27 protein-coding genes and 1 tRNA gene are annotated in these 26370 nt (G+C 66.0%); 10 read left to right on the top strand and 18 right to left on the bottom strand.

Annotation, left to right across the window (positions count from 1 at the left end; genetic code table 11):
• Positions 1–169: 169 nt before the first annotated feature.
• Positions 170–3814 carry a hydantoinase B/oxoprolinase family protein gene (locus tag B7Z76_RS11970; RefSeq protein ID WP_291344160.1) on the bottom strand — a complete coding sequence of 1215 codons (3645 nt, stop codon included), beginning with the start codon at positions 3812–3814 and terminating at the stop codon, positions 170–172.
• A 116-nt stretch (positions 3815–3930) separates the two neighbouring features.
• Here B7Z76_RS11970 and B7Z76_RS11965 point away from each other — a divergent pair, with 116 nt between their 5' ends.
• Both B7Z76_RS11965 and B7Z76_RS11960 read left to right on the top strand, forming a co-directional pair.
• Positions 3931–4485, top strand: coding sequence for a winged helix DNA-binding protein (locus B7Z76_RS11965; protein ID WP_236656373.1), 555 nt, complete (start codon positions 3931–3933; stop codon positions 4483–4485).
• Positions 4486–4575: 90 nt separating this feature from the next.
• Positions 4576–5841, top strand: coding sequence for an MFS transporter (locus tag B7Z76_RS11960; RefSeq protein ID WP_174503813.1), 1266 nt, complete (start codon positions 4576–4578; stop codon positions 5839–5841).
• 58 nt (positions 5842–5899) lie between these two features.
• Here B7Z76_RS11960 and B7Z76_RS11955 read toward each other — a convergent pair whose 3' ends face one another.
• Positions 5900–6997 carry an ABC transporter ATP-binding protein gene (locus B7Z76_RS11955; protein WP_174503812.1) on the bottom strand — a complete coding sequence of 366 codons (1098 nt, stop codon included), beginning with the start codon at positions 6995–6997 and terminating at the stop codon, positions 5900–5902.
• Between the two features lie 164 nt (positions 6998–7161).
• Here B7Z76_RS11955 and B7Z76_RS11950 point away from each other — a divergent pair, with 164 nt between their 5' ends.
• The 3 genes from B7Z76_RS11950 to B7Z76_RS11940 all read left to right on the top strand — a co-directional run bounded on the left by B7Z76_RS11950 (position 7162) and on the right by B7Z76_RS11940 (position 10243).
• Positions 7162–8469, top strand: coding sequence for an ABC transporter substrate-binding protein (locus B7Z76_RS11950; protein ID WP_174503811.1), 1308 nt, complete (start codon positions 7162–7164; stop codon positions 8467–8469).
• Between the two features lie 81 nt (positions 8470–8550).
• The gene (locus B7Z76_RS11945; protein ID WP_291344156.1) at positions 8551–9417 is read left to right on the top strand and encodes a carbohydrate ABC transporter permease; all 867 of its coding nucleotides are present in this window, start codon (positions 8551–8553) and stop codon (positions 9415–9417) included.
• A 1-nt stretch (position 9418) separates the two neighbouring features.
• Positions 9419–10243 (top strand): carbohydrate ABC transporter permease, encoded by an 825-nt coding sequence (locus tag B7Z76_RS11940; protein ID WP_174503809.1) that lies wholly within the window; start codon positions 9419–9421, stop codon positions 10241–10243.
• Positions 10244–10438: 195 nt separating this feature from the next.
• Here the strand turns inward: B7Z76_RS11940 and B7Z76_RS11935 are convergent, their stop codons facing one another.
• Together B7Z76_RS11935 and B7Z76_RS11930 are read right to left on the bottom strand one after the other, a co-directional pair.
• Complete coding sequence (locus B7Z76_RS11935) at positions 10439–11077, bottom strand: DsbA family protein (RefSeq protein WP_291344154.1); 639 nt, start codon at positions 11075–11077, stop codon at positions 10439–10441.
• A 277-nt stretch (positions 11078–11354) separates the two neighbouring features.
• Positions 11355–12548, bottom strand: coding sequence for a serine hydrolase (locus B7Z76_RS11930; protein WP_291344152.1), 1194 nt, complete (start codon positions 12546–12548; stop codon positions 11355–11357).
• Between the two features lie 213 nt (positions 12549–12761).
• Between B7Z76_RS11930 and B7Z76_RS11925 the strand changes: the two genes are divergently transcribed.
• Complete coding sequence (locus B7Z76_RS11925) at positions 12762–12884, top strand: hypothetical protein (protein WP_291344150.1); 123 nt, start codon at positions 12762–12764, stop codon at positions 12882–12884.
• Positions 12881–13924 (top strand): alpha/beta fold hydrolase, encoded by a 1044-nt coding sequence (locus tag B7Z76_RS11920; protein WP_174503806.1) that lies wholly within the window; start codon positions 12881–12883, stop codon positions 13922–13924. Before B7Z76_RS11925 ends, B7Z76_RS11920 begins: the two co-directional genes overlap by 4 nt.
• A 102-nt stretch (positions 13925–14026) precedes the next feature.
• On the opposite strand, the gene B7Z76_RS11915 is transcribed toward B7Z76_RS11920, so the two are convergent.
• The 3 genes from B7Z76_RS11915 to B7Z76_RS11905 form a co-directional block, all read right to left on the bottom strand.
• Positions 14027–14102: transfer RNA gene (locus B7Z76_RS11915), tRNA-Glu, on the bottom strand.
• 36 nt (positions 14103–14138) lie between these two features.
• Complete coding sequence (locus B7Z76_RS11910) at positions 14139–14324, bottom strand: DUF2256 domain-containing protein (protein ID WP_174503805.1); 186 nt, start codon at positions 14322–14324, stop codon at positions 14139–14141.
• 7 nt (positions 14325–14331) lie between these two features.
• Positions 14332–14724 (bottom strand): DUF6476 family protein, encoded by a 393-nt coding sequence (locus tag B7Z76_RS11905; RefSeq protein WP_174503804.1) that lies wholly within the window; start codon positions 14722–14724, stop codon positions 14332–14334.
• 2 nt (positions 14725–14726) lie between these two features.
• Between B7Z76_RS11905 and B7Z76_RS11900 the strand changes: the two genes are divergently transcribed.
• Both B7Z76_RS11900 and rpoH read left to right on the top strand, forming a co-directional pair.
• A complete protein-coding gene (locus B7Z76_RS11900; RefSeq protein ID WP_291344147.1) occupies positions 14727–15773 on the top strand; it encodes an RluA family pseudouridine synthase in 1047 nt (348 codons plus the stop codon).
• Between the two features lie 264 nt (positions 15774–16037).
• On the top strand, positions 16038–16949 hold the full coding sequence (rpoH, locus tag B7Z76_RS11895; protein WP_174503802.1) for an RNA polymerase sigma factor RpoH: 912 nt from the start codon (positions 16038–16040) through the stop codon (positions 16947–16949).
• A gap of 72 nt (positions 16950–17021) precedes the next feature.
• Here rpoH and B7Z76_RS11890 read toward each other — a convergent pair whose 3' ends face one another.
• Positions 17022–17858 carry an MBL fold metallo-hydrolase gene (locus B7Z76_RS11890; RefSeq protein WP_174503801.1) on the bottom strand — a complete coding sequence of 279 codons (837 nt, stop codon included), beginning with the start codon at positions 17856–17858 and terminating at the stop codon, positions 17022–17024.
• 217 nt (positions 17859–18075) lie between these two features.
• Between B7Z76_RS11890 and B7Z76_RS11885 the strand changes: the two genes are divergently transcribed.
• Entirely contained in the window at positions 18076–18621 is a 546-nt protein-coding gene (locus tag B7Z76_RS11885; protein WP_174503800.1) for an ester cyclase, read from the top strand.
• Positions 18622–18702: 81 nt separating this feature from the next.
• Here the strand turns inward: B7Z76_RS11885 and B7Z76_RS11880 are convergent, their stop codons facing one another.
• The 10 genes from B7Z76_RS11880 to B7Z76_RS11835 all read right to left on the bottom strand — a co-directional run bounded on the left by B7Z76_RS11880 (position 18703) and on the right by B7Z76_RS11835 (position 26086).
• Entirely contained in the window at positions 18703–18990 is a 288-nt protein-coding gene (locus tag B7Z76_RS11880) for an acyl carrier protein (RefSeq protein WP_291344144.1), read from the bottom strand.
• 405 nt (positions 18991–19395) lie between these two features.
• Positions 19396–19731, bottom strand: a complete 336-nt coding sequence (locus B7Z76_RS11875) for a hypothetical protein (protein ID WP_291344142.1) — start codon at positions 19729–19731, stop codon at positions 19396–19398.
• 76 nt (positions 19732–19807) lie between these two features.
• On the bottom strand, positions 19808–20377 hold the full coding sequence (locus tag B7Z76_RS11870) for a chemotaxis protein CheD (protein WP_174503798.1): 570 nt from the start codon (positions 20375–20377) through the stop codon (positions 19808–19810).
• Entirely contained in the window at positions 20374–20751 is a 378-nt protein-coding gene (locus tag B7Z76_RS11865; RefSeq protein WP_291344140.1) for a response regulator, read from the bottom strand. The genes B7Z76_RS11870 and B7Z76_RS11865 overlap by 4 nt, the downstream gene beginning before the upstream one ends.
• A gap of 17 nt (positions 20752–20768) precedes the next feature.
• Positions 20769–21827: a chemotaxis response regulator protein-glutamate methylesterase gene (locus tag B7Z76_RS11860; RefSeq protein WP_174503796.1), complete on the bottom strand. Its 1059-nt coding sequence runs from the start codon at positions 21825–21827 to the stop codon at positions 20769–20771.
• Positions 21824–22720 carry a protein-glutamate O-methyltransferase CheR gene (locus B7Z76_RS11855; RefSeq protein WP_174503795.1) on the bottom strand — a complete coding sequence of 299 codons (897 nt, stop codon included), beginning with the start codon at positions 22718–22720 and terminating at the stop codon, positions 21824–21826. The genes B7Z76_RS11860 and B7Z76_RS11855 overlap by 4 nt, the downstream gene beginning before the upstream one ends.
• A complete protein-coding gene (locus B7Z76_RS11850; protein ID WP_324482417.1) occupies positions 22717–23169 on the bottom strand; it encodes a chemotaxis protein CheW in 453 nt (150 codons plus the stop codon). Before B7Z76_RS11850 ends, B7Z76_RS11855 begins: the two co-directional genes overlap by 4 nt.
• 15 nt (positions 23170–23184) lie before the next feature.
• Complete coding sequence (locus tag B7Z76_RS11845) at positions 23185–25416, bottom strand: chemotaxis protein CheA (protein WP_174503793.1); 2232 nt, start codon at positions 25414–25416, stop codon at positions 23185–23187.
• Between the two features lie 14 nt (positions 25417–25430).
• The gene (locus B7Z76_RS11840) at positions 25431–25796 is read right to left on the bottom strand and encodes a response regulator (protein ID WP_174503792.1); all 366 of its coding nucleotides are present in this window, start codon (positions 25794–25796) and stop codon (positions 25431–25433) included.
• On the bottom strand, positions 25793–26086 hold the full coding sequence (locus B7Z76_RS11835; RefSeq protein WP_174503791.1) for an STAS domain-containing protein: 294 nt from the start codon (positions 26084–26086) through the stop codon (positions 25793–25795). The genes B7Z76_RS11840 and B7Z76_RS11835 overlap by 4 nt, the downstream gene beginning before the upstream one ends.
• Between the last annotated feature and the right edge of the window lie 284 nt (positions 26087–26370).

Genomic DNA, 26370 nt, shown 5'->3' with positions numbered 1-26370 from the left:
ATGTTCCAAGTCCTCCAAACAGACTTGAATCAGACGCCCCGTAGTCATGGCAATAGGTACAGAACCTAGAGCACTTTCCGATCCTGCTGGATCGGATGTCGTGCTCTATCATATTGATAAGTCGAGCATCTTTATCCGATCAGATGATTCCATCTGATCGGATGATGCTCTACGGGTTGCCGTAACCGCCGCCGCCGGGGGTTTCGATGACGACGGCATCGCCGGCGGCAATCGTCGCCTGGTCGCGGCCACCCATGGGCTCGATCCTGACCTCGCCGCCAACTTCCGCGCGCTCGACCCATTGCCGGCCGGCCGCGCCGGGGGCGCCGCCATCCATGCCGAAGGGCGGCACGGTGCGGCGCGAGGCGAGGATCGTCACGGTCATCGGTTCGAGGAAGCGCAGCCTGCGGCGCACGCCATCGCCGCCGCGATGCCGCCCGGCGCCGCCGGAGCCCCGCCTGATCTCGAAGGTTTCAACGCGCACCGGGTAGCGGAGTTCCAGCACCTCGGGATCGGTCATGCGCGTATTTGTCATGTGGGTATGGACGGCGTCGCACCCGTCGAAATCCGGCCCGGCGCCGGCGCCGCCGCAGATGGTTTCGTAATATTGGTGGCGGGCATTGCCGAAGAGCAGGTTGTTCATCGTCGCCTGCGCCGAGGCGACGACGCCGAGCGCGCCGAGCAGCGCCGCCGTCACCGCCTGGCTGACCTCGGTATTGCCGGCGACCACCGCGGCACCGGGTGCGGGGTTGAGGAAACTGCCGGGCGGGATGATGATGGTCAGCGGCCGGAGGCAGCCTTCGTTGAGCGGGATTGCATCATCGACGAGGCAGCGGAACACGTAGAGCACGGCCGCGCGGGTGACGGCGGGCGGGGCGTTGAAATTGCCCTTGTGCTGCGGCGCGGTGCCGGTGAAATCGATGGTGGCGGTGCCGGCGGCGCGGTCGACCCTGATGGCGACCATGAGCCGCGCGCCATCGTCCATCCGGTAGTCCCAGCTGCCGTCGCGCAGCCGGCCGATGGCGCGACGGACCGAGGCCTCGGCGTTGTTCATCACATGCGCGGTGTAGGCGGCGACGGTGGGCCAGCCATACTGGTCGACCATGGCCCGGAACGCGGCGATGCCCGCTTCATTGGCGGCGAGCTGGGCCTTGAGATCGGCCACGCATTCATCGGGGTTGCGGGCCGGATAGGCGGCGCCGGAGAGCACCGCGCGCAGCGCCTCCTCCTGGAACACGCCGGCATCGACCAGCTTCATGTCGTCGATCACCACGCCTTCCTCTTCCAGCGTGGTGGCGAAAGGCGGCATCGACCCCGGGGTGCGGCCGCCGATATCGGCGTGATGCCCGCGCGACGCCAGAAAGCCGCGCAGCGTGGTGCCCGCATCGTCAAAGATCGGGGTAATGACGGTGATGTCCGGCAGATGCGTGCCGCCGTCGAACGGGTTGTTCAGCGCGATGGCATCGCCCGGCCCGAGCGCCGCGCCGCGGCGGCGCAGCACGGTCCGCACGCTTTCGCCCATCGCGCCGAGATGCACCGGGACATGCGGCGCATTCGCCACGAGATTGCCCTCGGCATCGAACAGCGCGCAGGAGAAATCGAGCCTCTCCTTGATGTTGACGCTGCTTGCGGTGTTGCGCAGCACCGCCCCGGCCTGCTCGGCGACGGCCATGAACATGTTGTTGAACAGTTCGAGGCGCACCGGATCGAGGCTGGCGTCATCGGCGCCGTTAGCCGCCCTGCCGGCGGCGCGGTGCGTGATGAGCAGGTGATTGTGCGGGGTGATCTTGGCGCGCCAGCCGGGCTCGACGATGGTGGTGGCGTTGGCCTCGCGCAGCATCGCCGGGCCGTCCACCGTATCGCCGGCGAACAGGGCCTCGCGGTCGAAGACCGGGGCATCGTGCCAGGTGCCGCGGCTGTAGAGGCGGATATGGTCGATCGGTTCCGGCCGGCCGGACGCGCGGGCGGGCAGAATCTGCTCTGTCACTTTCTCGCCCGGCGCCACGGCCTCGACCTCGACGCTCTCGACGATCAGCGCGCGGTCCGCCGCGACGAAGCCGAACAGGCGGCGATGTGCTGCCTCGAACGCGGCGCGCATGGCGTTTGCATCGTCCAGCGTCACCGGCAGGGGCGTGTCGGTGCCGGCATAGCGCAGCTGGGCGCGGCGCAGCGTCCTGACGACGCCGGGATCGACCCCCTGCTCGGCCAGGGCGGCGGCGGCGGCGCGGGCGAGGCTGTCAGCCACCGCCTCGATCGCGGCCACGGCATCGGCGGTCAGTTCGCGTTCCACCGCCTGCTCGCGCAGCACGATCTGGTCGGCCAGACCCATGCCATAGGCGGACAGCACGCCAGCGAGCGGGTGGATCAGGATGGTCCGCATGCCCAGCGCCTCGGCGACGAGGCATGCGTGCTGACCGCCGGCGCCGCCGAAACAGGCGAGCGCGAATGCCGCCGGGTCGCGCCCCTTCTGGATCGAGATCTGCTTGATGGCCTGCGCCATATGCGCGACGGCGATGCTGATGAACCCCTCGGCGATGCGCTCCGGCGTCTGCGCGGTGCCGGTCGCGGCGGCGATTTCGGCGGCCAGCGCGGTGAATTTCTGCTCCACCACCGCTTCATCCAGCGCCTCGTCATGGGTGGGGCCGAAAATCTTCGGGAAGTGATGCGGCGCGAGCTTGCCGAGGAAGAGATTGGCGTCGGTCACGGTCAGTGGGCCGCCCAGCCGGTAGCAGGCGGGGCCGGGATTGGCCCCGGCACTGTCGGGCCCGACGCGCAGACGGGCGCCGTCGAAGCCGAGAACCGAGCCGCCGCCGGCGGCGACGGTGTTGATCGATAGCATCGGCACCCGCAGCCGCACGCCGGCGATTTCGGTCTCGAGGCTGCGCTCGTAGGCACGGTCATGGATCGCGACATCGGTGGAGGTGCCGCCCATGTCGAAGCCGATGATGCGGTCGATCCCGGCCATCTGCGCGGTGCGGACGGCGCCGACGATGCCGCCGGCCGGGCCGGAGAGGATCGCATCCTTGCCGGTGAAGTGATGCGCCTCGGCGAGGCCGCCATGCGACTGCATGAAGAACAGCCGCGCACCCGGCAGGCCGGCGGCGACACGATCGACATAGCGGCGCAGGACGGGCGAGAGATAGGCATCCGCCACCGTGGTGTCGCCGCGCGGGACCAGCCGGAGCACCGGGCTGACCGCATGGCTCGCGGAGATCTGCCGGAAGCCGAGATCGGCGGCGAGTTGCGCGAGCCGCTTCTCATGCGCCGGATGGCGCCACGCGTGCATCCGCGCGATGGCGACGCTCTCGATCCCCGCCGCCCGCGCGCCGCTCAGCGCCGCGATCGCCGCCGCTTCGTCGAGCGTCTCGATCTCGGCGCCATCGGCGCCGATGCGCCCGCCGATTTCGGCCACGCGCTCGTAGAGCATGCTCGGCAGCCGGATGTCGAACGCAAAGAGGTCGGGCCGCGCCTGGGTGCCGATCCGCAACACATCGCCCAAGCCGCGATCGGTCAGCAGCAGCACCCGCGCGCCCTTGCGCTCGAGCAGCGCGTTGGTGGCGACCGTGGTACCCATCTTGACCGCCTCGATCGCATCCACCGGCACCGCATCGTCCGGCCCGAGGCCGAGGCAGCGACGGATTCCGGCGATCGCCGCGTCATCGTAGCTGCCGGGGTTTTCGGACAGCAGCTTGAGCGTCCGCCGCGCGCCGTCAGGTGCGATCGCCACGATATCGGTGAAGGTGCCGCCGCGGTCGATCCAGAATCGCCAGCGGGACGCGGGTTCGGATGAAGCGGTCGCCGGTCCGGTCTGCATGCGGGCTCCTCCCCTGCCGGGCACCCATTGCGAGCGAGGGCGCCATTCATATTTTTTATTGACGATTTATCGATAAATTGTCAATGTTAGACCGCAATAAAATCGAGGAGGCGGTCTTGGCGGCAAAACCCGGACGCAACGCGGCGCAGGAAACCGCGCGCAAGGCGACGACAGAGCCCGTGGTGTCTTCCGCGCATCTGGCGGCGGGCCGATCGCCCGGATTGTCGGCGGTGGAATTCGGCCTCAACCTCGCGACGATGGCCTATCAGCGCTGGATGGTCCGCTGCATGGCGGCGGCCGGGCTGCCGGGGCTCTCGCCGCTCGAAGTGCTGATCCTCCATACCGTCCGCCATCGCGACCGGCCGAAGCAGATCGCCGACATCATGCTCGTGCTCGATATCGAGGAGACGCATCTCGTCACCTACGCGCTGCGCAAGCTGGCGGCGGCCGGGCTGATCGAGGTCGAGCGCGCGGGCAAGGAAAAGCGGGTGAGCGCCAGCGCCGCCGGCATCGCGCTCTGCACCCGCTACGGCGAGATCCGCGAGCGGCTGCTGGTCGAGGCGGCTGCCGCGACCGGGCCTGGCGAGGCTGCACTCGACGAGGTAGCAACGGTTCTGCGTGCCCTGTCCGGCATCTATAACCAGGCGGCGCGCGCGGCTGCGACATTCTAGAGCATTAACAACATAGCGCACGACAGCCGATCCGACAGGATCGGAACGTGCTCTAACAACGCAACAGTCCAACAACCGGAGGAAACGACAATGGCGAGCGAGACAAACGTGGAGGAGGCCGCTTCGCGCGGCGGGCTGGGTGATTTTTTCAGGGAGATGAACCCGGTGGAGTGGCGCACCTTCCGCGCCTGCGCCAGCGGCTGGGGCCTCGACGGGATGGATTTCATGATCTACCCGCTAGTGATCGGCACGATCATGCATCAATGGTCGGTCGCACCCGGCCCGGCCGGGCTGGCGGCGACGCTGACCCTGCTGGCCTCCGCCGTCGGCGGCTGGATTGCCGGCTACGTGTCCGACCGCATCGGCCGGGTGAAGGTGCTGCAGATCACCATCCTGTGGTTCTCCGCCTTCAGCCTGCTCTCTGCCCTGGCGCAGAATTTCGACCAGCTCGTCATCACCCGCACCCTGCTCGGCTTCGGCTTCGGCGGCGAGTGGGCGGCCGGCGCCATCCTGATGGGCGAGGTCATCCGCCCGGCCTATCGCGGGCGCGCGGTGGGGTCGGTGCAATCGGCGTGGGCGGTGGGCTGGGGGCTTGCCGTACTGTCGCAGGCAATCGTGTTTTCGCTGGCCCCCGCGGCGATTGCCTGGCGGGTGATGTTCGCGATCGGCGCGTTGCCGGCGCTGCTGGTGCTCTATCTGCGGCGCAACGTCGCCGAGCCGGAGATCGCCATCGCCGCGCGGCGGAACGCCTCGCCGGGACCGCTGGCGATCTTCGGGCGCGAAACCCTTTTCGTCACCATTCTCGGCGCGCTGCTCTCCACCGGCGCGCAGGGCGGCTATTACGCCATCACCTTCTGGATGCCGACCTTCCTGAAGGTGGACCGGCATCTGAGCATCGTCGGCACCACGCCCTATCTCGCGGTGCTGATTCTCGGCAGCTTCGCCGGCTACCTGACCGGGGCCTGGCTGTCCGACCGGCTCGGGCGGCGCATGTTGTTCCTGATCTTCTCGGCGGGCGCGATCGTCACCATCGTCGCCTATACCCAGATCGACATTCCCAACGATGCGATGCTGATCCTCGGCTTTCCCGTCGGCTTCTTCGCCAGCGGCTATTTCTCGGGCATGGGGCCGTTCCTGACCGAGCTGTTCCCGACCCGCCTGCGCGGCTCGGGCCAGGGGTTCTGCTACAATTTCGGCCGCGGCCTCGGCGCGCTGTTTCCGGCGCTGATCGGCTTTCTCACCAAATCGGTGGGCTATGGCAACGCCATCGCGATTTTCGCGGTTGCGGCCTACAGCCTGTTCTTCCTTGCCGCGCTCGCCTTGCCGGAGACACGGGGGCGCGTGCTGACCGCGTAAGGACGCGGCAGAGCCACAGCGAAAGTCGCGCGCACCCTCCTGCGGGTGCGCGCGGCGGCTACACGACGAGGCCGCTCTCCGCGTCGAGCAGGTGCATCCGCGCCATGTCCGGCGCGAGCGGGAGGGTGGCGCCCACCGAAGCCGGCGCGTGCGGATCGACCCGGGCGCAGGCGAAGGTTTCGCCGATGCGGAAATAGAGCAGCGTATCCGCGCCCAGCGGCTCCACCACCTCGACCCGGCAGGGCATGAACCGCTCCGCCGGTGCTGCGGCATCGGCGAGGCCGAGATTTTCTGGCCTGATGCCGAAGACCATCTTTTTCTCCCGGTGCGGCAGGTATCGCGCGACGCGCTCCTGCGGCACGCCGAGTTCGGTGCCGTCGGCAAGGCGCAGCCGCAGCCCGGCCTCGTCGCCGGCCAGCGTGCAATCGAAGAAATTCATCGGCGGACTGCCGATGAACCCGGCGACGAAGCGCGACACCGGGCGGTGATACAAATCATCCGGCGTACCGATCTGCTCGATCCGCCCGTGATTCATCATCACGATCCGGTCCGCCAGCGTCATCGCCTCCACCTGGTCGTGGGTGACATAGATCGTCGTCGCCTGCACGGTCTGGTGGATACGCTTGATCTCGGTGCGCATCTGCGCGCGCAGCTTGGCATCGAGATTGGACAGCGGCTCGTCGAACAGGAAGACCTGCGGATGCCGCACGATCGCCCGGCCCATCGCCACGCGCTGGCGCTGCCCGCCCGAGAGTTCCTTGGGCTTGCGCCTGAGGAAATCGCCGATGCCGAGAATCCGCGCCGCCTCGTTCACCCGCGCATCGATATCGGCCTCGGTGTGGCCGCGCACGCGCAAGCCGAAGGCGATGTTCTCGAACACGGTCAGATGCGGGTAGAGCGCGTAGTTCTGGAACACCATCGCGATGTCGCGGTCGCGCGCCGGCAGGTCGTTGACGACGCGATCGCCGATGCGGATCTCGCCGCCGGTCACGCTCTCAAGCCCGGCGACCATGCGCAGCGTCGTCGTCTTGCCGCAGCCGGAGGGGCCGACGAGCACGACGAACTCCCGATCCTCGATCTCCAGGTCGATGCCCTTCACCGCCTGCAGCGCGCCGCCATAGGATTTGACGACCTGTCGCAATGATACGTGTGCCATGATCGCGGTTGCGCTTCCCCGTTTCCTGTTCCCGTTTTGCCCCGACGTTCCGACCCGGCGGCGATGGGCCGCGCGGCCGGATGGAAATTCATCGTTGCCTCTTTCTGTATGTTTTGTATAAAATACGCCAACGGACAAGATAAAATCCCTTGGGAGGAACGCAGATGACGGAATTTTCTCGCCGGCGCCTGATGCAACTCACGGCCGCCGGGGCGCTCGCCGCCGGTGTGGCGCCGGACATCGCCATGGCCGGCTACAAGCCGATGCTGCCGATCGAAAAGGGCGCGCACCTGCAGATGCTGCGCTGGACCGGCTTCGTCGGCGCCGATGACAAGCAATGGAAGCTGAACTCCGAAGCCTTCACCAAGGCGACCGGCGTGCCGGTCTCGATCCAGGAGATCAGCTGGGACGAGGTGCAGGCGAAATCCGGCCTCGCCGCACAGCTCGGCTCGGGCCCCGACATCATCATGGGCTTCTACGACGATCCGTTCATCTATCCCGACAAGCTGGTCGACGTTTCCGACGTCTGCGGCTATCTCGAGAAAACCTATGGCGGGTTCTACAACATTGCCCGCACCTACGGTTATGACGACGATCAGAAGCGCTGGATCGCGGTGCCGATCGGCGGGCCGGGCGATGCGGTCGCCTATCGCGAAAGCTGGGTGAAGGAAGCCGGCTACGACACCTTCCCCAAGGATTTCGACGGCTTCCTCGATCTCTCCCGCAAGCTGAAGAAGCAGAACCACCCGATCGGCCTCGCCCTCGGCCATGCGGTCGGCGACGCCAATACCTGGACGCACTGGGTGCTGTGGGGCTTCGGCGGCAAGCAGGTCGACGAGAACAACAAGGTCACGATCGAATCGAAGGAAACCTACGAGGCGCTGAAATACGCCAAGGCGCTGTATGAGACGATGATTCCGGGCGTCTCCTCCTGGCTCGACATCAACAACAACCAGGCCTTCCTCGCCGGCCAGATCAGCGCGACGATCAACGGCATCAGCATCTGGTATGTCGCGAAGGAGAAATTCCCCGAGATCTACAAGGACACGCGGAACGCGCCGATGCCGGTCGGCCCGGTCGGACATCAGACAATGTTCAACCTGTTCTCGCAGGCCTTCATCTTCAAGTATTCGAAATACCCGAACGCGGCCAAGGAATATCTCCGCTTCATGTCCGAGAAGCCGCAGATGGCGCCGTGGCTGACGGCGATGTTCGGCTATGTCACCCCGGCGCTGAAGGACTATGCGAAACTGCCGGTCTGGACCTCGAACCCGAACATCACCCCGTATCGCGACGCGCTGGTGGACAACCTGCCCGAAGGCTATGCCGGCAAGCCCGGCCGCGCCGCCGCCACCGCGCTGAACGATTTCGTCATCGTCAACATGTTCGCCGATGTCTGCGTCCACGGCACCGCGCCGCAGGAGGCGGCGAAACGCGCCGCCCAGCAGCTTCGCGAAATCTACGGCGCCTGATCCGACGGCCGGCAGGGCAAGCGCATGTCATCGTCGTCGCCTGCCCTCCCCGGCCGGCCCAGCGGCTCGTGGCTCCGGCGGATGCTGGACCGGCCGAACGTCCTCGGCCTGATCCTCGCCGCCCCCGCGAGCCTGATCCTCATTCTTCTGCTCGCCTATCCGCTCGGGCTCGGCATCTGGCTGAGCCTGAGCGACGCGGTGCTCGGCTCGCCGGCGCATTTCGTTGGCCTGCGCAACTATATCCAGCTGTTCCACGACCCCGTCTATCAGGGCGCGATCTTCTACGCGCTGATGTACACGATCTGCTCCGAGGCGCTGAAGCTCTTCCTCGGGCTCGGCCTCGCGCTGCTGCTCAACCGCCGCTTCCGCGGCTACCGCGCCGCCCGCGCGATCATGCTGCTGCCCTGGGTCGCGCCCACGGTGCTCGCAGCATTGGCCTGGAACTGGCTGCTCAACCCGCAATTCTCGGCGATCAGCTGGCTGCTGATGAAGCTCGGCCTGATCCACAGCTACATCAACTTCCTCGGCGAAACCTGGCCGGCGCGCATTTCGCTCATCGTCGTCAATGTCTGGCGCGGCATTCCCTATTTCGCGATGGGCTATCTCGCGGGGCTCACCGCGATCCCGAAGGACTTGATCGAGGCCGCCTCGATCGACGGGGCGACGCGCTTCACCATCTTCCGCCGCATCATCTGGCCGCTGCTGCTGCCGGTGACGACGATCCTGCTGTCGTTCTCGACGATCTGGACTGTCACCGACTTCCAGCTGATCTGGACGATGACGCGCGGCGGCCCGCTGAACGCGACGCAGGTCTTCACCACCCTCGCCTATCAGCGCGCGATCAATGGCGGCACGCTCGGCCAGGGTGCCGCGATCGCCGCCTCGGTGATCCCGATCATGCTGATCCTCGCCTTCATCGCCCTGCGCTCGACACGGGAGGGACGCTGACATGACCGACCGCGCCGGCTGGCGGCTCTGGCTGCCGCTCGGGCTGATGCTGCTCTTCCTGCTGCTGCCCTTCTACTGGATGGTGCTGACGGCGTTGAAATCGCAGCCCGAGCTGCTGAACACGCCGAACCCGTGGTGGGTCTTCCACCCCACGCTCGGCAACATCATCGGCCTGCTCACCACCACGGAATATCCGCGCTGGTTCGCCAACACGCTGTTCGTCTCCGCCGGTGCCACGCTGCTGAGCGTCACGGTTTCCTTCTTCGCCGCCTTCGCCATCGTCCGCCTGCGCTTCTTCGGCGCCCGCGCGCTCTCGACCGCGATCTTCTTCTCCTATGTCGTGCCGCCGGCGATCCTGTTCATCCCGCTCGCCTCGGTGCTGATCAAGCTGCACTGGTTCAACAAGCTCTGGGCGCTGATCCCGATCTACGCGACCTTCCTTGTCCCCTTCTGCACCTGGCTGCTGATCGGCTTCCTGCGCTCGATCCCGCGCGAGCTGGAGGAGGCGGCGCTGGTCGATGGCGCGAGCTGGCCGCGCATCATGTTCCGCGTCATCCTGCCGCTTTCGGTGCCGGGCCTGATCTCGTCGACGATCTTTTCCTTCACCCTGTCGTGGAACGAATATCTCTACGCGCTGATCTACATGTTCTCATCGTCGAACAAGACCATATCGGTCGGGCTGACGACGGAGCTGATGCGCGGCGACGTGTTCCAGTGGGGCCAGCTGATGTCCGGCGCGCTGCTCGGCACGCTGCCGGTCGTCCTCGTCTATTTCTTCTTTGTCGAATACTACGTCGCCGGCATGTCCGGCGCGCTGAAAGACTGACCGGCCGGAGCGTCTTTATCCGACCAGATGAGTCCATCTGATCGGATGATGCTTAACGCTCAACGATAATCGGAGCATCTTTATCCGACCCGACCAGATGAGTCCATCTGATCGGATGATGCTTAACGCTCAACGATAATCGGAGCATCTTTATCCGACCAGATGAGTCCATCTGATCGGATGATGCTCCTTGCATCAGGCGGCGCGCTTGTCGAACCAGCCTTCGAGCGCGGGCAGGATGCGGCCGGCGGTCTGGAACCCGTGGGTGACAAGGGAATAGCGTCCGTCGTCGCCCTGGCCCGCGATCAGGGTGGGAAAGCCGCGAACGCCGGCGCCCTGCGTGAGTTCGAAATCCGCCCAGGTCTCCTCGATGGCCGCATCAGAGGTGAACTCCGCCCGGAACCGGTCGGGATCGACGCCGATCTCGCCGGCGAGCCGGACCAGGGTTTCGGTATCCGTCACGTCCTGGTTTTCGGCGTAGAAGGCGCGGTGAATCCGCTTCAGGGCGGCCAGCGCGTGCTGCATGCCTTGCCGCCGAATGACCGCGATGGCCCGGCACGGCGGCTCGGTGTCGTAGACGAAGCGGGGACGGTCGAAGAACGCGAAATCGAAGGTCTGGCCCGATGCCTCGTGGACATGTTCCCAGTGGCTGCGGACATCGGCGCGGCTGCTGTCATCCATCGGCTCCACCGTGCGGGGCCGCAGGCCACCGAGCACCAGCCTGATCGGCAGGTCGTCGCCGAATTTTTCGGTGATCGCGTCGATCACCGGCGAAAAGCCCCAGCACCAGGAACACATCGGGTCCGCGAAATAGACGAGGTGGGGTCCCTGCATCGGGGCTCTCCTTAGGGGTTGGCGTCGCCACGGCACGGCGGCAGGTGGATTTAGAACGATTGATCTAATATATATATATTCACGACCCTCCGCCAAAATCAAGACGGCCCCGCGATCTCGGTGGCGATCGGGAGAAGGATGGGACGGTTCGCCGCTGCCGGCACTGAGGGCGCGCGTGCCGGTGTCCATGTTGTGCCTGGACACCGGCGGATCGGCGCGTCAGGCCACGCCGTCATGCACCGTGCGGGGCGACACCATCCGGCATCGCCCCTGCCGGTCAGGCGGCCTTGCGCGCCCCGAGCTGGCGATAGAGCGCGGTTTCGAAATCCATGTAACCGGTGAAGGACGCAGGGTCAGCGAAAGGCAGGATCTGCGTCGCCCAGAACCCGCCGACGCCGTTTTCCCGATCGATCCAGTAAAACAGGTTGGCGAGGCCCGCCCAGCCGATCGCTCCGGCGGGACGGCCGGTCGGCGCCGCCTCGTCGTTCACCATGAAGGAGTAGGACCAGGATTTCGACAGGCCGGGGAAGAACTCGGCATCGTTCGAGAGCGAGGGGATCACGCCCGGCAGCACCCGGATCTTCTTGTCGCCGAGATGATTCCGCACCGCCATGGCCACGGTTTCGGGCTTCAGCACCCGGCCGTGCGGCCCGTCGCCGTCGTTCAGCCACATCCGGATGAACTTCATGTAGTCCCCCACCGTGCTGTAGAGCCCGTGCCCGCCCATGTGGATTTCGGGCGTATTGGTGAGTTCGAACGGCATCGGCGCCAGCGAACCGTCCGCGCCGCGGGCGTGCATGCCAGCACAGCGCGCGCGCAGGGCATCGGTGATCTCGAACGTCGTGTCGCTCATGCCGAGCGGCTTGAAGATGCGCTCCTGGCAGACCTCGCCCAGCCGCTTTCCGGCGATGGCCTCGATCACCTGGCCGCACCAATCCATGTTGCTGCCATATTCCCACCGCTCGCCCGGATCGAACAGCAGCGGGGTGCGCAGGGCGGCTTTCGAGGCGGTGATGACGCTCGGCAGACCCTGCTCCTGGGCCAGCCGGTTATAGGTTTCGTTGAAGAAATCGTAGCCGAGGCCTGCGGTATGCAGCAGGAGCATCTTCGTGGTGATGTCGCGTTTCGGCGCCCGCAACTTCGGCGCGCCGCTGGCATCGAACCCTTCGATGACCTGCAACGCCCCGATCTCCGGCACATAGGTCCGCGCCGGGGCGTCGAGATCGAGCAAACCATCCTCGACGAGTTGCAGCGCCGCCGTGCCGGTGACGGCCTTGGTCGTGGAGAAGATCGCGAACACCGTGTCGGTCGTCATGGGCTGTTGTGCGCCCATTGTCCGCACGCCGGCGGCACCCTCGTAGATGTTCGCCGTGCGGTCGGTGGCCATGGCGACCACGCCCGGCACGCCCGGCGTTGCGCCGACGACACCGTTGAGAATGGCATCGGCCGCGGTTTTGAAATCTGCACTCATTCTGGTTCCTCCCTTGATGGATCTTGCTGGCAGCGAGCCCCGCGCCGTCCTCGGCGCCGCCGTCGCGTTCGCAGGCGATCTCTGGCGGGGACGGACGCCGGACAACTGTTCATTATTGGTTGTCAGCCGTAACACGACGATATCGGGGCGGAAAGCGCCGCTTTCGCCCCGCGCCAGTCGCTGCCGCGGCCAGTGTTCGAAAATGCAACAACCATGACCGCCGCCGCGGCGGCCGATGTTGTTGCCGGGGCCAAACTCCGCAACACTTTTCAAGTGGCGGCCCGCGTCATGTCGATGGCGCCGCTCTCGCACGATCGGATGGGGAGGCACGAATGAGCGCGTATTACGGACAGGACCTGCATGGCCCCTTCGAGATGTTCGATCTCGGGGATTTCGTGCTCGAGGATGGCGGCACCATTCGCGGCGCCAAGCTCGCTTTCGCGACGCATGGCCGCCTGTCGCCGGCCAGGGACAACGCGATCCTGATCCCGACATGGTATTCGGGCACCAGCAAGATCATGGAGCAGACGCTGGTCGGGCCCGGCCGGGCGCTCGATCCGGAGCGCTATTTCATCATCATCGCCAATCAAATCGGGAACGGCCTGTCCTCGTCGCCGCACAACACCGAGGGGGCGTTTCACGGGCCCGATTTCCCGAGCGTGCGCATCGGCGACGACGTCGTCGCACAGCACCGTCTCGTTACCGAAAAATTCGGCCTTGAAGCGTTGCAACTGGTCGTCGGCGCGTCGATGGGCGCGCAGCAGACCTATGAGTGGGCCGTGCGCTATCCCGACTTCGTCAGGCGAGCCGCGCCGATTGCCGGCACGGCGAAGAACAAGCCGCATTGCACGCTGATCGGGCAGAGTTTCATCGACGCGCTGACGTCAGACCCGGCCTTCCGCGATGGCCATTATGCGCATGCGGGCGATGTGCGGGCCGGCCTGATCCGCCACGCGCGGGCATTCGCGCTGACCGGGTTGTGCCAGGAGTTCTATCGCCTCGAACTCTGGCGCGACCTCGGCTTTTCCTCGCTCGACGATTTCTTCGTCGGGTTTCTGAACGCCTACTTCCTGCCGATGGACCCGAACAACCTGATCCTGATGGCGCGAAAATGGCAGCGCGGGGACGCGAGCCGTCATGCCAATGGCGATCTCGCCGCTGCACTCGGGCGAATCCGGGCAAGGACCACGGTGCTCGCGCTGAGTTCCGACATCTTCTTCCCGCCGGCCGATTGCGAGGAAGATGCGAAGCTGACGCCAGGCGCCGCGTTCAGGGTGATCGCCACCAGGTTCGGCCATGCCGGTCTGTTTGCGCTTGAGCCGACCTTTGCACCGCAGGTCGATGACGCGCTGAAGGAATTGCTGGCAGCGCACTGAGCGCGGCCGAGCATCATGGCCACGCTGGCAGGGCTTATGCCGTGCGCATGCCGTATGTGGCGAAGAAAGAAACGAAAAACGACGACCATGCCAATCTTTGCATGGTATCCCGTACCGGATTCGAACCGGTGTTGCCGCCGTGAAAGGGCAGTGTCCTAGGCCTCTAGACGAACGGGACGCCGTGGCCGCTAGATAATCGAGTTCGCGCGCTTCATCAAGCGCCGCCATGCGGTTTTCCGGCGGGGCGCTGCCGGGCCCGCGCCGCCTCGCGCCGGCCGCTGCGGCAGGCGTCGGAACAGAATTTGACCGTCTCCCAGCTGCGCGCCCATTTGCGCCGCCAGGCGAAGGGCCGGCCACAGGCCTCGCAGATCTTGCTTGGCAGGTCTGCCTTGCGCTGCATCGGCGGTTCAGTGCGCTGTGGCGGCGGTGCCGGCGACCCGGCCGTTCCGCGGGTCGATGAACACGATCTCGCTGCCTTGGCCGTTGCGCAGCAGCACGGCCACGAGCCCATCCGCCGCGGCAAGGCCGGTGACCTGCGCGCCCGCCCCGCCGGGCAGGACCACGGAGAAGGGCCGCGCCGGCCCGGCCGCAGCGCCCGCCGCCGGGGCGGCCGAAACAGCAGCGGCCGCTGGGGCGGCCGCGGGGCCCGGCGCGATCAGCCGCTTCACCACGACCCCGATGACCAGCGCGGTGCCCAGCACGATCAATATGCCGAGCCCGATCACGAGGGCTTTCAGCCCCCGCAGATTCTGCGGGCCAGCCTCGCGTGCCGGCCGTGGCCGGATTGGTGTATCCTGCATTCGTGAACTCCGAAATCGACGCAGCCGCTCAAGACCTTCCACCCGCCGGCAGCCCGCCGGCGGATACGCCATCCTACGGGGGCGAGCCGTTCCACGCCACCGACGCCGATCGCGGCGAACGGCTCGACCGGTTTCTGGCCGCCCGCCTCGGGGACATGTCGCGCTCGCGGCTGAAAGCGCTGATCGAGGCCGGTGCCGTGACCTGCGACGGTGCGACACTCACCATCCCCTCGGCCGCGGTGCGGCCCGGCGCCGCCTATGCCCTCGCCCTGCCGCCAGCCGCGCCGGCAACCCCGGAGGGGCAGGCGATCGACCTCGCGATCCTGCATGAAGATGACGACCTGATCGTGATCGACAAGCCCGCCGGCCTCGTCGTTCATCCCGCGCCCGGCAATCCGGACGGCACGCTGGTCAACGCGCTGATCGCCCATTGCGGCGACAGTCTCGCGGGCATCGGCGGCGAGCGGCGGCCGGGAATCGTCCATCGGCTCGACAAGGATACGTCCGGCCTCATGGTCGCCGCCAAGACCGAACTCGCGCACCACGCCCTCTCCGCCGCCTTTGCGGCGCGGGAGATCGAGCGCGAATATCTGGCGCTGTGCTGGGGCGCGCCGCAACCGGCCGAAGGCGAGATCGAGGGGGCGATCGGGCGCGATCCACGCGACCGCAAGCGCATGGCCATCGTCACGCGCGGGGGCAAGCCGGCGCTGACACGCTATCGCACGCTGCAACGCTTCGGCCTCGGTGCCACGCTGCTCGCCTGCCGCCTCGCCACCGGCCGGACCCACCAGATCCGCGTGCATCTCGCCAGCCGCGGCCACCCGCTGGTCGGCGATCCGGTCTATCTCCGCCGTCGCCCGGCCGCCGCAAGCCATATCCGGCAACCGCAGCGCGACAGCCTTCTCGACTTTCCGCGCCAGGCGCTGCACGCCACAATCCTAGGCTTTACCCACCCGCGCAGTGGCGCCGCGCTGCGCTTCGAGACCGCGCCGCCGGCAGATCTTGCAACATTGCTGTCACATCTTGCGGGTATGACCTATCCGGTATGACTGCAATACTGGACTTGAATAGTCCTTTTTGTTGACATGCAACCCTGAGGCGTAGTACACAAGCCACAGTCAAAGCCGGAGTTGGGGTTTGGCGGTCTGTCCTGCTGGTTACTGCCTTTTCAGGGGTTCTCGCGGGAGCGTGACAAGGCAAGATCGCTGACCTGAATATATACTCCGCTGGAATGGGGCTGGCATCACGAGGGTTCGGATTCTCCGCATCCATTTGTCTGCCGGCTCCGTAGAGATAGACGAAAGGAGCTACCAATGGCCTCTGGCGTCAGTACAATGGCCCCGAGCGAAGGCAACCTCGCCCGGTATCTGCAGGAAATCCGCAAGTTTCCGATGCTTTCTCCGGAGGAGGAAGACCGGCTTGCCCGCGCCTGGCGCGACAACAACGACCAGACCGCCGCACACAAGCTGGTGACGTCGCATCTGCGCCTCGTGGCCAAGATCGCCATGGGCTATCGCGGCTACGGGCTGCCGGTGGGCGAGCTGATTTCCGAAGGCAATGTCGGGATGATGCAGGCGGTCAAGCGGTTCGACCCGGAACGCGGCTTCCGCCTCGCCACCTATGCGATGTGGTGGATCCGCGCCGCGATCCAGGAATACATCCTGCATTCCTGGTCGCTGGTGAAGATGGGCACCACGGCGGCGCAGAAGAAGCTGTTCTTCAACCTGCGCCGGCTCAAGGGGCAGATGCAGGCCATCGAAGATGGCGACATGCAGCCCGAACAGGTGGAGAAGATCGCCCGCGTGCTCGGCGTGCCCGAGCAGGACGTGGTGAGCATGAACCGCCGCCTGACCGCGCCCGACCACAGCCTCAATGCACCGATCCGCATGGATGGCGAGGGCGAGTGGCAGGACTGGCTGGTCGATGATGCGGACAGCCAGGAAGAGGCGATCGGCGATCACGAGGAAATGACGGGCCGCCGCGCGCTGCTCGCCACCGCCCTCAAGACGCTGAACGACCGCGAGCGGCACATCCTCATCCAGCGCCGCCTCAAGGACGACCCGACGACGCTCGAGGATCTCTCGCAGCAATACAACATCTCGCGCGAGCGGGTGCGGCAGATCGAGGTTCGCGCCTTCGAGAAGCTGCAGAAATCGATGAAGGCGCAGGTCGCGGAACAGCGCGCCGAACAGCGCCAGGCCCTGGCCGACCGCACCATCGCCTGATTTCAGATCCCCCCGGCATCGCTGGATGCCGGGGGTTTCAATGGCGGTGTTTCAATGGCGGTGTTCAGTGTTTCAGGCGGCCGCCCGCCATATCTCGCCATGCTCCTCAGCTCGCGCTTCCGCCTGCAGCTTGAGCAGATGGGCAAGCACGTTGCGCTCCGCGGCGATTTTCAACATCGGGTCCTGCTTGGCATAGAGCCGGGCGGCGATATCGGTCACCGTCGCGGGCCCGGCCCGCAAGGCTTCCAGGATGGCGGTTTCGCGCTTCCGCCGATGCGCCAGCATCTCCCGCACCAGGTCTCGCGGCTGCTCCAGCACCGGGCCATGACCCGGCAGGTACAGCACGTCCGACCGCCCGAGCAGGCGCTCCAGACTGTCGTAATAGGCTTTCATGTCGCCATCCGGCGGATTGACGATCGAGGATGACCACGACATCACGTGATCCGCGCTGAACAGGATCTCGCCGACCTCCGGCACCTGATAGGCGAAGGCGAGATGGTCGCTCGCATGGCCCGGCGTGTGCAGCGCGGTCAGACCGGCGACAACATCGCCCTCCCCGATCGGGTGGTCGGGCTGGAACAGCTTCGTCGCCGGCCGGTGAAACCCGTATGTGGCAGCACCCGTGGCCGATTGCAGGCCGGCAGTGGCGCCCAGATGGTCGCGATGGGTGTGCGAGAGCACGATCCGCCGGATCGGCACCCCCGCCGCCGCCTCGACCACATCGCCCACATGGGTCGGGTCGTCCGGCCCGGGATCGAGCACCGTCAGGCCGTCTGCCGCCTCGATCAGCCAGGTATTGGTGCCATGATAGGTCATGACGCCAGGGTTTCGCGCCACGACCCGCCGGATTCCCGGCAATATGTCATGGGCTATGCCGCGCCGCGGCTCGGCCTCGGTCAGGAACGGCACGTCATCGCCGGGCCAGTTGCCCGCCTCGCGGTTTCAGGACAGGTGCAATGTTTCATTCATGAAGCTTAGACCGGTGCTACCCCGCTTGACCAGCGCGCGGCAGCACACCCGGCAGACGGTTTGCCGGCCTTGCCCTCGATCGGACGAAGGCGGATGATCCCGCCGGGGCGAGAGCGCCAGCGCGCCGGCCCGCGATGACCACAGGGAGGGACGAATCATGTCGCAACACGATCTGGAAGCGCTCTGGGAAGCGCATTGCCGCTACGAATTCGAGACCCGCGATGTCGATGCGACAATGGCGACGATGGTTGCCGCCCCTTACGTCAACCACATCCCGACGATGACCGGCGGTGTCGGCCATGACCAGCTCAAGCGGTTCTACAAATATCATTTCATCGGAGCCAATCCGCCGGATACGGAAATGGTGCCGGTCAGCCGCACCGTGGGGGCCAGCAGCATCGTCGACGAGATGATCTTCCGCTTCACCCATACGTCCGAGATCGACTGGATGGTGCCCGGCATTCCGCCCACCTTCCGGCGTGTCGAAATCCCGCTTGTTGCGATCGTGCAATTCGAGGGCGACAAGCTGGTTCACGAGCATATCTATTGGGACCAGGCGTCGGTCCTGGTGCAGCTCGGCCTGCTCGACCCGGCAGGCCTGCCGGTTGCGGGTGCGGAGACGGCGCACAAGGTGTTGGACAAGAGCCGGAAGAGCAACGCGCTGATGGCCGCCTGGGCCAGCAGCGAGGGCAAGCCGATCTGAACCTCCGCCCCACGGCTTGAGCATCATCCGATCAGGTGGCCGGGATCGGATGTCGTGCTCTATCATATTGATAAAGATGCTCTAGTGGCGCAGATGCCGGGGCGGTATGTCCTCGAAGCTGATGCGACGGCTGCGGACGACGACCCCGCAAAGGTCGTCGAAACTTTCGACCACATCGGCACTGTCGAGGCCGATGGTGATGCCGAATTCCTCTTCCGCCTCCACGATGAGGCTGAGCGTCGCGATCGAATCCCAGTCCCGCACCGAAGTCATCGATGCGGCCGGAATTTCGTTCGGCGACAGGTCGGGGAACAGGCGGGCGAAGATCATTGCGACGCGCGCTGCGACGTCGTCAGACTGATCCGTCATCCTCACCACCGTCTCCTTCCCCGCCACGGACCTTGTCGCCGCAACGCGCGCCCATGCTTGTTCCCGCCTGGTCTGCGCGTGGCGCCGGCTCGGCTTCCTGCCAAAGAGAAAAGGCAGGCGAATCCGGCGCTGCGACCGGAGCAAACACGATTTTGCAAAATGATGAAATCAAATATTTGCCAAGTCTTGATCTCTGGCATGATCAATGTCCAATTCTGTCAGGCTGGGTAGGAAGCGTCGTCGATCTGGCAATCCTGCCCCTTTTGACCGATCGGCCGGTCAGATCCGGTCGTTTTATGCTCCAGAGTACTTTCCGATCCTGTCGGATCGGATGTCGTGCTGTATCATATTGATAATTTTAGCATCTTTATCCGATCAGATGACTCCATCTGGTCGGATGATGCTCTAGAAAAGTTCGAGTTCTCCCGAAGCGGTCGCGGCGGTTGGCTCCTTGACGCCGCTGAGGCGTTCGGCCAGGGCGCCAACGACAACGGCGCGCGCCGCCCGCCCCGGATCGATCGACCAGCCGTCCGGCAGGGCGAGCCGCAGATGTTCCATGAATGTCTGAAGCCCCTGCAATCGCTGGGTCAGGATGTCGAGCATCTGCGCTTCCTGCCGGTAGAGACTGCTCTGCGGCGAGGCGACGAGGGCTGGGCTCAGCACTTCCTGCATCCGCAGCGCATAGGCACCGAGATCGACGAGTTCTGCCTCGATGATCCCGAACAGCTCGTTCATGGTCATGCTGGAAGACATGGCTCCGAGCCTGCCTTCGGTGGAATCCTGGGGTGTCCGGTAGGCGGCCATGGCAGATATCCGTTCAGAACAGTTCGACCGCGCCGCTCGGCGGCGGCGCCTTGAGGGTGCGCAGATCGGGCTCGGCGCGCAGCACGGCAGGCTGATCTGCCGCCAGCAATGTCTGTCGGGCGCGCCCGGTGGCGGGCGAGAATTGGATGCGCCGACCGCGCTCGCCGCGCAGGCTGCCGCCGACGATCTCGATGCTTTCAGCGTTCAGGAACCGCTCCGCGAACTCGGCATTCAGACGGCCGATATCCGTCAGTCCCTTCACCAGGCAGGCGCCGCCGAACAGCTTCGCCTTGAGCCGCTCCCGACGCGCGCCATGCCGGAGCAGGTCGTTGATCAGCAACTCCATCGAATAGGCGCCGTAGCGCTGGGCCGCCCCGCCGCCGGAGCGGACGGAAGATTCGCCGGGGAGCAGGAAATGATTCATGCCGCCGATCGCCGCTGCCGGATCCCACAGGCAGGCGGCGACACAGGAGCCGAGAATGGTACACAGCACGACATCGGGGTCGCGCTCGACCCGGTATTCGCCCTGCACGATATTGATCCGGCGAGCCTGGTCCAGCGAGGGTGGGGCTGCAAGCGTCACGTCAGCGTTCCGAGCACGGCTTCGATCTTTTCCTTCAGCCCCTCGGTAGTGAAGGGTTTGACGAGGTAGTTGTTCACGCCATGCTCGACGGCACTCATCACCATCTGCTTGTCGGCCCGGCCGGTCAGCATGATGAACGCGGTCTTGCTGATTGGCCCGTGCGCGCGGATCGCCCGCAACAGGCTGAGGCCGTTGAACTTGGGCATGTTGTAGTCAGAGATCACGAGATGGATCGGAGTCTTGCGGGTCAGGAGCAGCTTGAGCGCTTCCTCGCCGTCCTCGGCCTCGATCACCTCGCCGATTCCGAGAGCTTCGAACCCAACCCGCGCGAGGCTGCGTATCGTCTGCTGGTCGTCGACGATAAGTATGCTCAACGAGCTGGCAACAGGCATCAGTTTGGCTCCCGGGTCATGGAGATGGCGTTGGTGCTTTTGATGACGTGATCGGCGATCGCGGGCAGCGGTAGCTGGCGGACCACGGCACCGGTTTCGAAAGCGGCTTTCGGCATGCCGTAGACGATCGAGGTTCCCTCATCCTGACCAATCGTCTCGGCGCCGGTCTCGCGCATCGCGGCCAGGCCCTCGGCGCCGTCGCGCCCCATACCGGTCAGGATCACTCCGTATCCGCGCCCGCGCGCGATCCGGGCGAAGGATGTGAACAACACGTCGACCGATGGCCGATGCCCGCTGACGCGCTCGCCATCGTGCAGGCGACAGTGCAGACGGCCGTTGTTCATCGTGCCGGCCAGTTCGAGATGCGCGTCGCCGGGCGCGACGTAGACATGGCCCGGCTGAACCGCGACGCCGTTCTGGGCCTCCATCACCGCCGGTGCACAGAGCCTGTTCAAACGATCGGCAAAGCTGCGGGTAAAGGCCGGCGGCATGTGCTGCACCACCAGGGTCGGCGGGCAATTGGCCGGAAAGCGCGACAGCACCTCGATCAGCGCCTCGACACCTCCGGTGGAGGCCCCGATCGCGATTACCCGCCCATCCGGCCGGAAATTGCCGGACGGGGCGGCCGAGACCGGCCGGGCCACGGTCGCTTCCCGCGGTCGCATCCGCAGCCTGGTCTTCGCCGCCGCCTTGATCTTTTCGCCCAGCAGGTCGAATTCATGACGGTCACCGAGAGACGGCTTCGGCACGCAATCGAACGCGCCGATTTCCAGGGCCTGCAGCGTTGCCCGGGCGCCTTCGGAGGTAAGGCTGGAAACCATGATCACCGGCGTCGGCCGCAGCCGCATGATTTTTTCCAGAAAATCGAGACCGTTCATATTCGGCATCTCGACATCAAGGGTGATCACGTCAGGATTGAGTTCCTTGATGGCGCTGCGGGCCTCGTAAGGGTCACCGGCTTCTCCGACGATCTCGATCTCAGGGTCGCGCCGGAGCGAGGCGGCGATGACGCCGCGCATCGTCGCAGAATCATCCACGATCAGAACACGTACCGTCATCCTTTCGTCCCCCGGGGCGCCATGAGCCGGTAGGTGGTGATCCCGTCGCTCCGGAGTGACGCCTCGGCCGGCCCGCTCACGCGTTCCGAGTGGCCGATATAGAGCGCGCCGCCCTCCTCGAGCAGCGGCACCATGCGGGCCCAGACCTGCTTTTGTGTTTCATCATCGAAATAAATTGCAACATTGCGGCAGAACACCGCATTGAACCGGCCGCGCATGGGCCAGTTGCCGATCAGATTCAGCGAGCGGAACGCCACCAGCGACCGGGCGGCCTCCGCGATCCGGAACTTGGGCGAATTGTTGTTGGCCGGCTCGAACCAGCGCTCGCGCAGGTCCGGCGGCACTGCGGCAATCTCGCCGGCGTCATACAACCCGGCCCGGCCGGTCGCGAGCATCGTGCGATCGATATCGGTGGCGAGAATCCGGATGTCGTAGCGCGGCGCCTCAGGCAGCAGGCCCAGCACGGTGAGCGCGATCGAATAGGGTTCCTGCCCGCTGGAGCAGGCAGCCGACCACAGCCGCACCCGTCCGCCGCTGCGCGCCTGGGCCAGGAGCGGCGGCAGGATGCGGGTACGCAGGTGGTCGAAATGATGCGGCTCGCGGAAAAACCGCGTGACATTCGTGGTCAGCGCGCCGAGCATTTCCTGTCGCTCGGCGCTCCCCGCCTTGCTTTCGACAAGTTCGCAATATTCGGCGAAGCTTTCCAGCCCAAGCGTCCGGATGCGCTTCGCCAGTCTCGAATAGACGAGAGTTGCCTTGGCCTCGGGCAGCGCGATGCCGGCTTCCTCGTGCATGATCCGGGCGATGGTGCGAAAATCCTCGCGCGTGAGGACATATTCCGCACCTTCGATGAGGCCCTCATTATCCCGCCGCGGTCGGGGCCGCAGGCTCATGCGGCTTCCCGTTCCACCGCCGGGAGAACATGATCGAGCGAGATCAGGCTGATCATCCGTCCGTCCACCGGCATCAGCCCGCGCACGAAACTCTTGACCACATCAGAGGCCACGTCCGGCGTCGGCTGGATCGCATTGTCGTTCATCGTCAGGATGTCGGACACGGCATCCACCAGCAGGCCGACCATCTGGCGGTCGATCTGCACGACAATGATGACGTGCCGCGCGGTCGGCTCCGAGCGGGGCAAGCCGAGCCTGACCGCGAAATCGACGATCGGCAGCACGGCGCCACGAAGGTTGATCACGCCGCAGATATATCCCGGCGACTGCGGCAGGACCGTGGCCGCCGTCCAGCCGCGGATTTCACGCACGGCCATGATGTCGACACAGAATTCCTGAACGCCGACCCGGAAGGCGATCAGTTCGCGGGCCCCGGACCCGCTGGTCATGACTTCATTCATCGTTCAACTCGCTGACATGAGGATCGGCTCGACACGAGATGCGTCGACCCGCAGATTGTCGCTCCGCGTCACGGACACGATCGCGTCCACATCAAGGATGAGGGCGACCCGCCCATCGCCCATCACGGTGGCCGCAGCGATCCCGGGCACCGCCCGGTAATTCGCCTCGAGGCTCTTGATCACGACCTGCCGCTGGCCCTGGATGCCATCGACCACGAGAACGGCGCGCACGCCCCCCTCGCCCTCGACAAGCAGCGCCACGCTCTTCTCCGGCTCCACCGGCATGTCGCGATAGCCGAGCGCGGCGCCGACATCGACCAGCGGGATATAGCCCCCGCGCATGGCCAGCACCCGGACATCGACGCCGAGCGTATGCACCTGCTCGCTGCGCGGCTGCAGCGTCTCGACGATGGCGCTAAGCGGCACGATCAGCGTGTGGCCGTCGACGCTGACGACCATCCCATCCAGCACGGCGAGGGTGAGCGGCAGGCTGAGGGTAAAGGTCGAGCCCTTGCCCGGCCGGGAGGCAATGGAAATCCGCCCGCCCAGCGCCTGCACCGACCGGCGCACAACGTCCATGCCGACGCCGCGCCCCGAGATGTCGGAAATCTCGCTTGCCGTGGAAAAACCCGGCATGAAGATCAGATTGTCGATCTCCTCGTCGGTCAGCTGGGCGTCGGGAGAGACAAGTCCCTTCTCGACCGCCTTCGCCCGCACCCGCTCGCGGTTGATGCCCGCGCCGTCATCCTCGACCTCGATGACGATCCGGCCCGAACGGTGCAGCGCGGTCAGCTTCACCACGCCCTCGGCCGGCTTCCCGGCCGCAAGCCGCGCCTCGGTCGATTCGAGACCGTGATCGATGGCGTTGCGGATCATGTGGGTGAGCGGATCGACAATCCGCTCGATCACCGTCTTGTCGACCTCGGTCGTCTCGCCATCGGTCAGCAGGCGGACCTGCTTGCCGGTCATCGTCGCGACCTCGCGCACGAGGCGCGGCATGCGCTGGAACACCGAACGTACGGGCTGCGCGCGGATCGCCATCACGCTGTCCTGGATTTCGCGCGTCAGCTGCTCAAGCTCGTCCAGCGCCGTCATGACGGCGGAGGCGCGAGCCAGCCCGGCCTCGAACACACGCTGCGAGAGCATCGCCTCGTTGATCACAAGCTCGCCGACCAGATCGATCAGCCGGTCCACCCGGTCCAGATCGACGCGGATCGTGGCACCAACGCCCTGCGCAGCGTCGTTGCGCGCGGCCGGCGTCTCGGTCACCGTCGAGACGGGTTCGGGCTCGGCCGGCGGTGCTGGCGGTGCGACCGCCACGATCCCGGGCTGCGGCCTGGACTCGGGCTCCGGCATGGGCACGGGCTCGGGGGCAGCCGGCGCCTCCACGCTTGCCGCGGCGTTGCGCAGCAAGGCGAGGATCTCATCGTCCGAAGGTTGCCCGGAATTCGCGGCCGCACTCGGCGCGGGCTCCCGCGCCTCGGGCTGGTCCCGTTCGATCTGGATTTCGCAATCGTCCTCGACGAACTCGAAGACGGCACGGATCATGTCTTCCGTGCAGTCGGCCTCCAGCACGATCGTCCAGGTGAGGTAGGCGCCCTCCGGATCGAGCGCGGCAAGATCCGGCAGGGTCTCGGCATCGACCGTCACTCGCATGGGGCCGAGGCGCCCGAGCTCGCGCAGCAGCAACCCGGCCTCGTTGGCCTTGGCGTAGAGATCGGCAAGAGGCTTGAAACGGATGACCCAGCCGGGCGGCGGCGGCGGCGGCGCATCCTCGCTTTCGAGCGTGACCGGCACCGCCGCAAAGGCGATATCGGCGAAATCGTCGTCCTCGGCTTCGCCCGCGTCGCCCTCACCGGTCAGTTGCCGCAGTTCGGCTACGATCGCGGCGATCCGCGCAGGATCGGTCGCGCTGCCATCGCGCGCCGCGCGCACCAGATCGGCCAGCGCGTCGGACGCGCGGAGCATGACACGCATCGCCTCCGGCGACGGCTCCAGCCGCCCCGAGCGGATCAGGTCGAGAACCGTCTCGAAAACATGTGCGAAATGCACGAGGTCTTCCAGACCGAACGCGCCCGCGCCGCCCTTGATCGAGTGGACGGCACGGAAGACGGCATTCACCGTCTCGGAATCGGTCTGCCCGGTTTCCATCCGCATCAGGCCGGATTCAAGTTCGCCGAGCTGCTCTTCGCATTCCTGGAAGAATGTTTCGCGGATCTCCGCCATCGGATCCATCAGTCAGACTCCCATCATGCCGCGACGCGCCGGATCGCATCGACCAGCTTGACCGGATCGAAGGGCTTGACGATCCAGCCCGTCGCACCGGCAGCCTTCGCGCGCCCCTTCTTTTCGGGATCGACCTCTGTGGTCAGCACCAGCACCGGCGTGGTGCGCCACGAGGCATCCTTGCGCACCGCCTCGATGAACCCGAAACCATCGAGCCGCGGCATGTTGATATCGGTCACGATGACGTCCGGCGTCTCGACCTGCAGCACTTCGAGACCGTGCACGCCGTCTTCGGCCTGCACCACCCGATATCCCGCCTCGACCAGCGACATGCGCAGCATGTCACGCATGGTGCGCGAATCATCCACGGTGAGAATGGTCTTGGTCACGCGGCTATATCCTTCTGAAATTGAAATGCGGCCGGCCCGACACCGAACAATTCGAGTGCTGCGACCATCTGGTCGGACATGCGTTCCATCACGAACGCATGGCCATCCGCCTCCCAGGTGGACCGGGCCGAAAGCAGGACCTGCAGGCATTGGCCACCCAGCCGCTCGACCAGCGCGCCATCGATCCGCAATTCAGCGCCGCGCCTGGCGAGCAACCCTTGCGCCAGAGGGGTTGCCGCCTTGAGGTCGAGAACGGGATCGAGGGCGAACGAATCCGCGATGTCAGTCATGGTTGGGATGCTCCAGGGAAAGCTTCCGCGCACGGAGGCGGACACGCCACGGCGCGCCGGCCTGCCGCGAGCCGCGGGGGCAGGGGCAGGGCGGCCAATACCGGCGATCCTTGCGATCAATACGGTCAGGAACGGTCACGCCACATGGTCCCACTCAGGATACCCTCCGCAAATCGGCGACGGACTTCGGAGATCCGGCAGCGAGGGTGATCGCGCGCCATCCGAAGCGGCTGGGCTGGCGACGCATCGGCAATGGGCCGGTGCGTCTTGGCCTCAGCTCTCGG

Source organism: Acidiphilium sp. 20-67-58, assembly GCF_002255515.1.
GTDB lineage: Bacteria > Pseudomonadota > Alphaproteobacteria > Acetobacterales > Acetobacteraceae > Acidiphilium.
The sequence above is the reverse complement of the archived record's forward strand: the minus strand, read 5'-3'. Positions and strand labels throughout refer to the sequence as shown.

Excerpts from the sequence above, each read along its gene's own strand:
- B7Z76_RS11970 (WP_291344160.1), bottom strand. The coding sequence starts at position 3,814 with ATGCAGACCGGACCGGCGACCGCTTCATCCGAACCCGCGTCCCGCTGG.
- B7Z76_RS11960 (WP_174503813.1), top strand. The coding sequence starts at position 4,576 with ATGGCGAGCGAGACAAACGTGGAGGAGGCCGCTTCGCGCGGCGGGCTG.
- B7Z76_RS11955 (WP_174503812.1), bottom strand. The coding sequence starts at position 6,997 with ATGGCACACGTATCATTGCGACAGGTCGTCAAATCCTATGGCGGCGCG.
- B7Z76_RS11950 (WP_174503811.1), top strand. The coding sequence starts at position 7,162 with ATGACGGAATTTTCTCGCCGGCGCCTGATGCAACTCACGGCCGCCGGG.
- B7Z76_RS11945 (WP_291344156.1), top strand. The coding sequence starts at position 8,551 with ATGCTGGACCGGCCGAACGTCCTCGGCCTGATCCTCGCCGCCCCCGCG.
- B7Z76_RS11940 (WP_174503809.1), top strand. The coding sequence starts at position 9,419 with ATGACCGACCGCGCCGGCTGGCGGCTCTGGCTGCCGCTCGGGCTGATG.
- B7Z76_RS11935 (WP_291344154.1), bottom strand. The coding sequence starts at position 11,077 with ATGCAGGGACCCCACCTCGTCTATTTCGCGGACCCGATGTGTTCCTGG.
- B7Z76_RS11930 (WP_291344152.1), bottom strand. The coding sequence starts at position 12,548 with ATGAGTGCAGATTTCAAAACCGCGGCCGATGCCATTCTCAACGGTGTC.
- B7Z76_RS11925 (WP_291344150.1), top strand. The coding sequence starts at position 12,762 with ATGACCGCCGCCGCGGCGGCCGATGTTGTTGCCGGGGCCAAACTCCGC.
- B7Z76_RS11920 (WP_174503806.1), top strand. The coding sequence starts at position 12,881 with ATGAGCGCGTATTACGGACAGGACCTGCATGGCCCCTTCGAGATGTTC.
- B7Z76_RS11910 (WP_174503805.1), bottom strand. The coding sequence starts at position 14,324 with ATGCAGCGCAAGGCAGACCTGCCAAGCAAGATCTGCGAGGCCTGTGGC.
- B7Z76_RS11905 (WP_174503804.1), bottom strand. The coding sequence starts at position 14,724 with ATGCAGGATACACCAATCCGGCCACGGCCGGCACGCGAGGCTGGCCCG.
- rpoH (WP_174503802.1), top strand. The coding sequence starts at position 16,038 with ATGGCCTCTGGCGTCAGTACAATGGCCCCGAGCGAAGGCAACCTCGCC.
- B7Z76_RS11885 (WP_174503800.1), top strand. The coding sequence starts at position 18,076 with ATGTCGCAACACGATCTGGAAGCGCTCTGGGAAGCGCATTGCCGCTAC.
- B7Z76_RS11880 (WP_291344144.1), bottom strand. The coding sequence starts at position 18,990 with ATGACGGATCAGTCTGACGACGTCGCAGCGCGCGTCGCAATGATCTTC.
- B7Z76_RS11875 (WP_291344142.1), bottom strand. The coding sequence starts at position 19,731 with ATGACCATGAACGAGCTGTTCGGGATCATCGAGGCAGAACTCGTCGAT.
- B7Z76_RS11860 (WP_174503796.1), bottom strand. The coding sequence starts at position 21,827 with ATGACGGTACGTGTTCTGATCGTGGATGATTCTGCGACGATGCGCGGC.
- B7Z76_RS11855 (WP_174503795.1), bottom strand. The coding sequence starts at position 22,720 with ATGAGCCTGCGGCCCCGACCGCGGCGGGATAATGAGGGCCTCATCGAA.
- B7Z76_RS11850 (WP_324482417.1), bottom strand. The coding sequence starts at position 23,169 with ATGACCAGCGGGTCCGGGGCCCGCGAACTGATCGCCTTCCGGGTCGGC.
- B7Z76_RS11845 (WP_174503793.1), bottom strand. The coding sequence starts at position 25,416 with ATGGATCCGATGGCGGAGATCCGCGAAACATTCTTCCAGGAATGCGAA.
- B7Z76_RS11835 (WP_174503791.1), bottom strand. The coding sequence starts at position 26,086 with ATGACTGACATCGCGGATTCGTTCGCCCTCGATCCCGTTCTCGACCTC.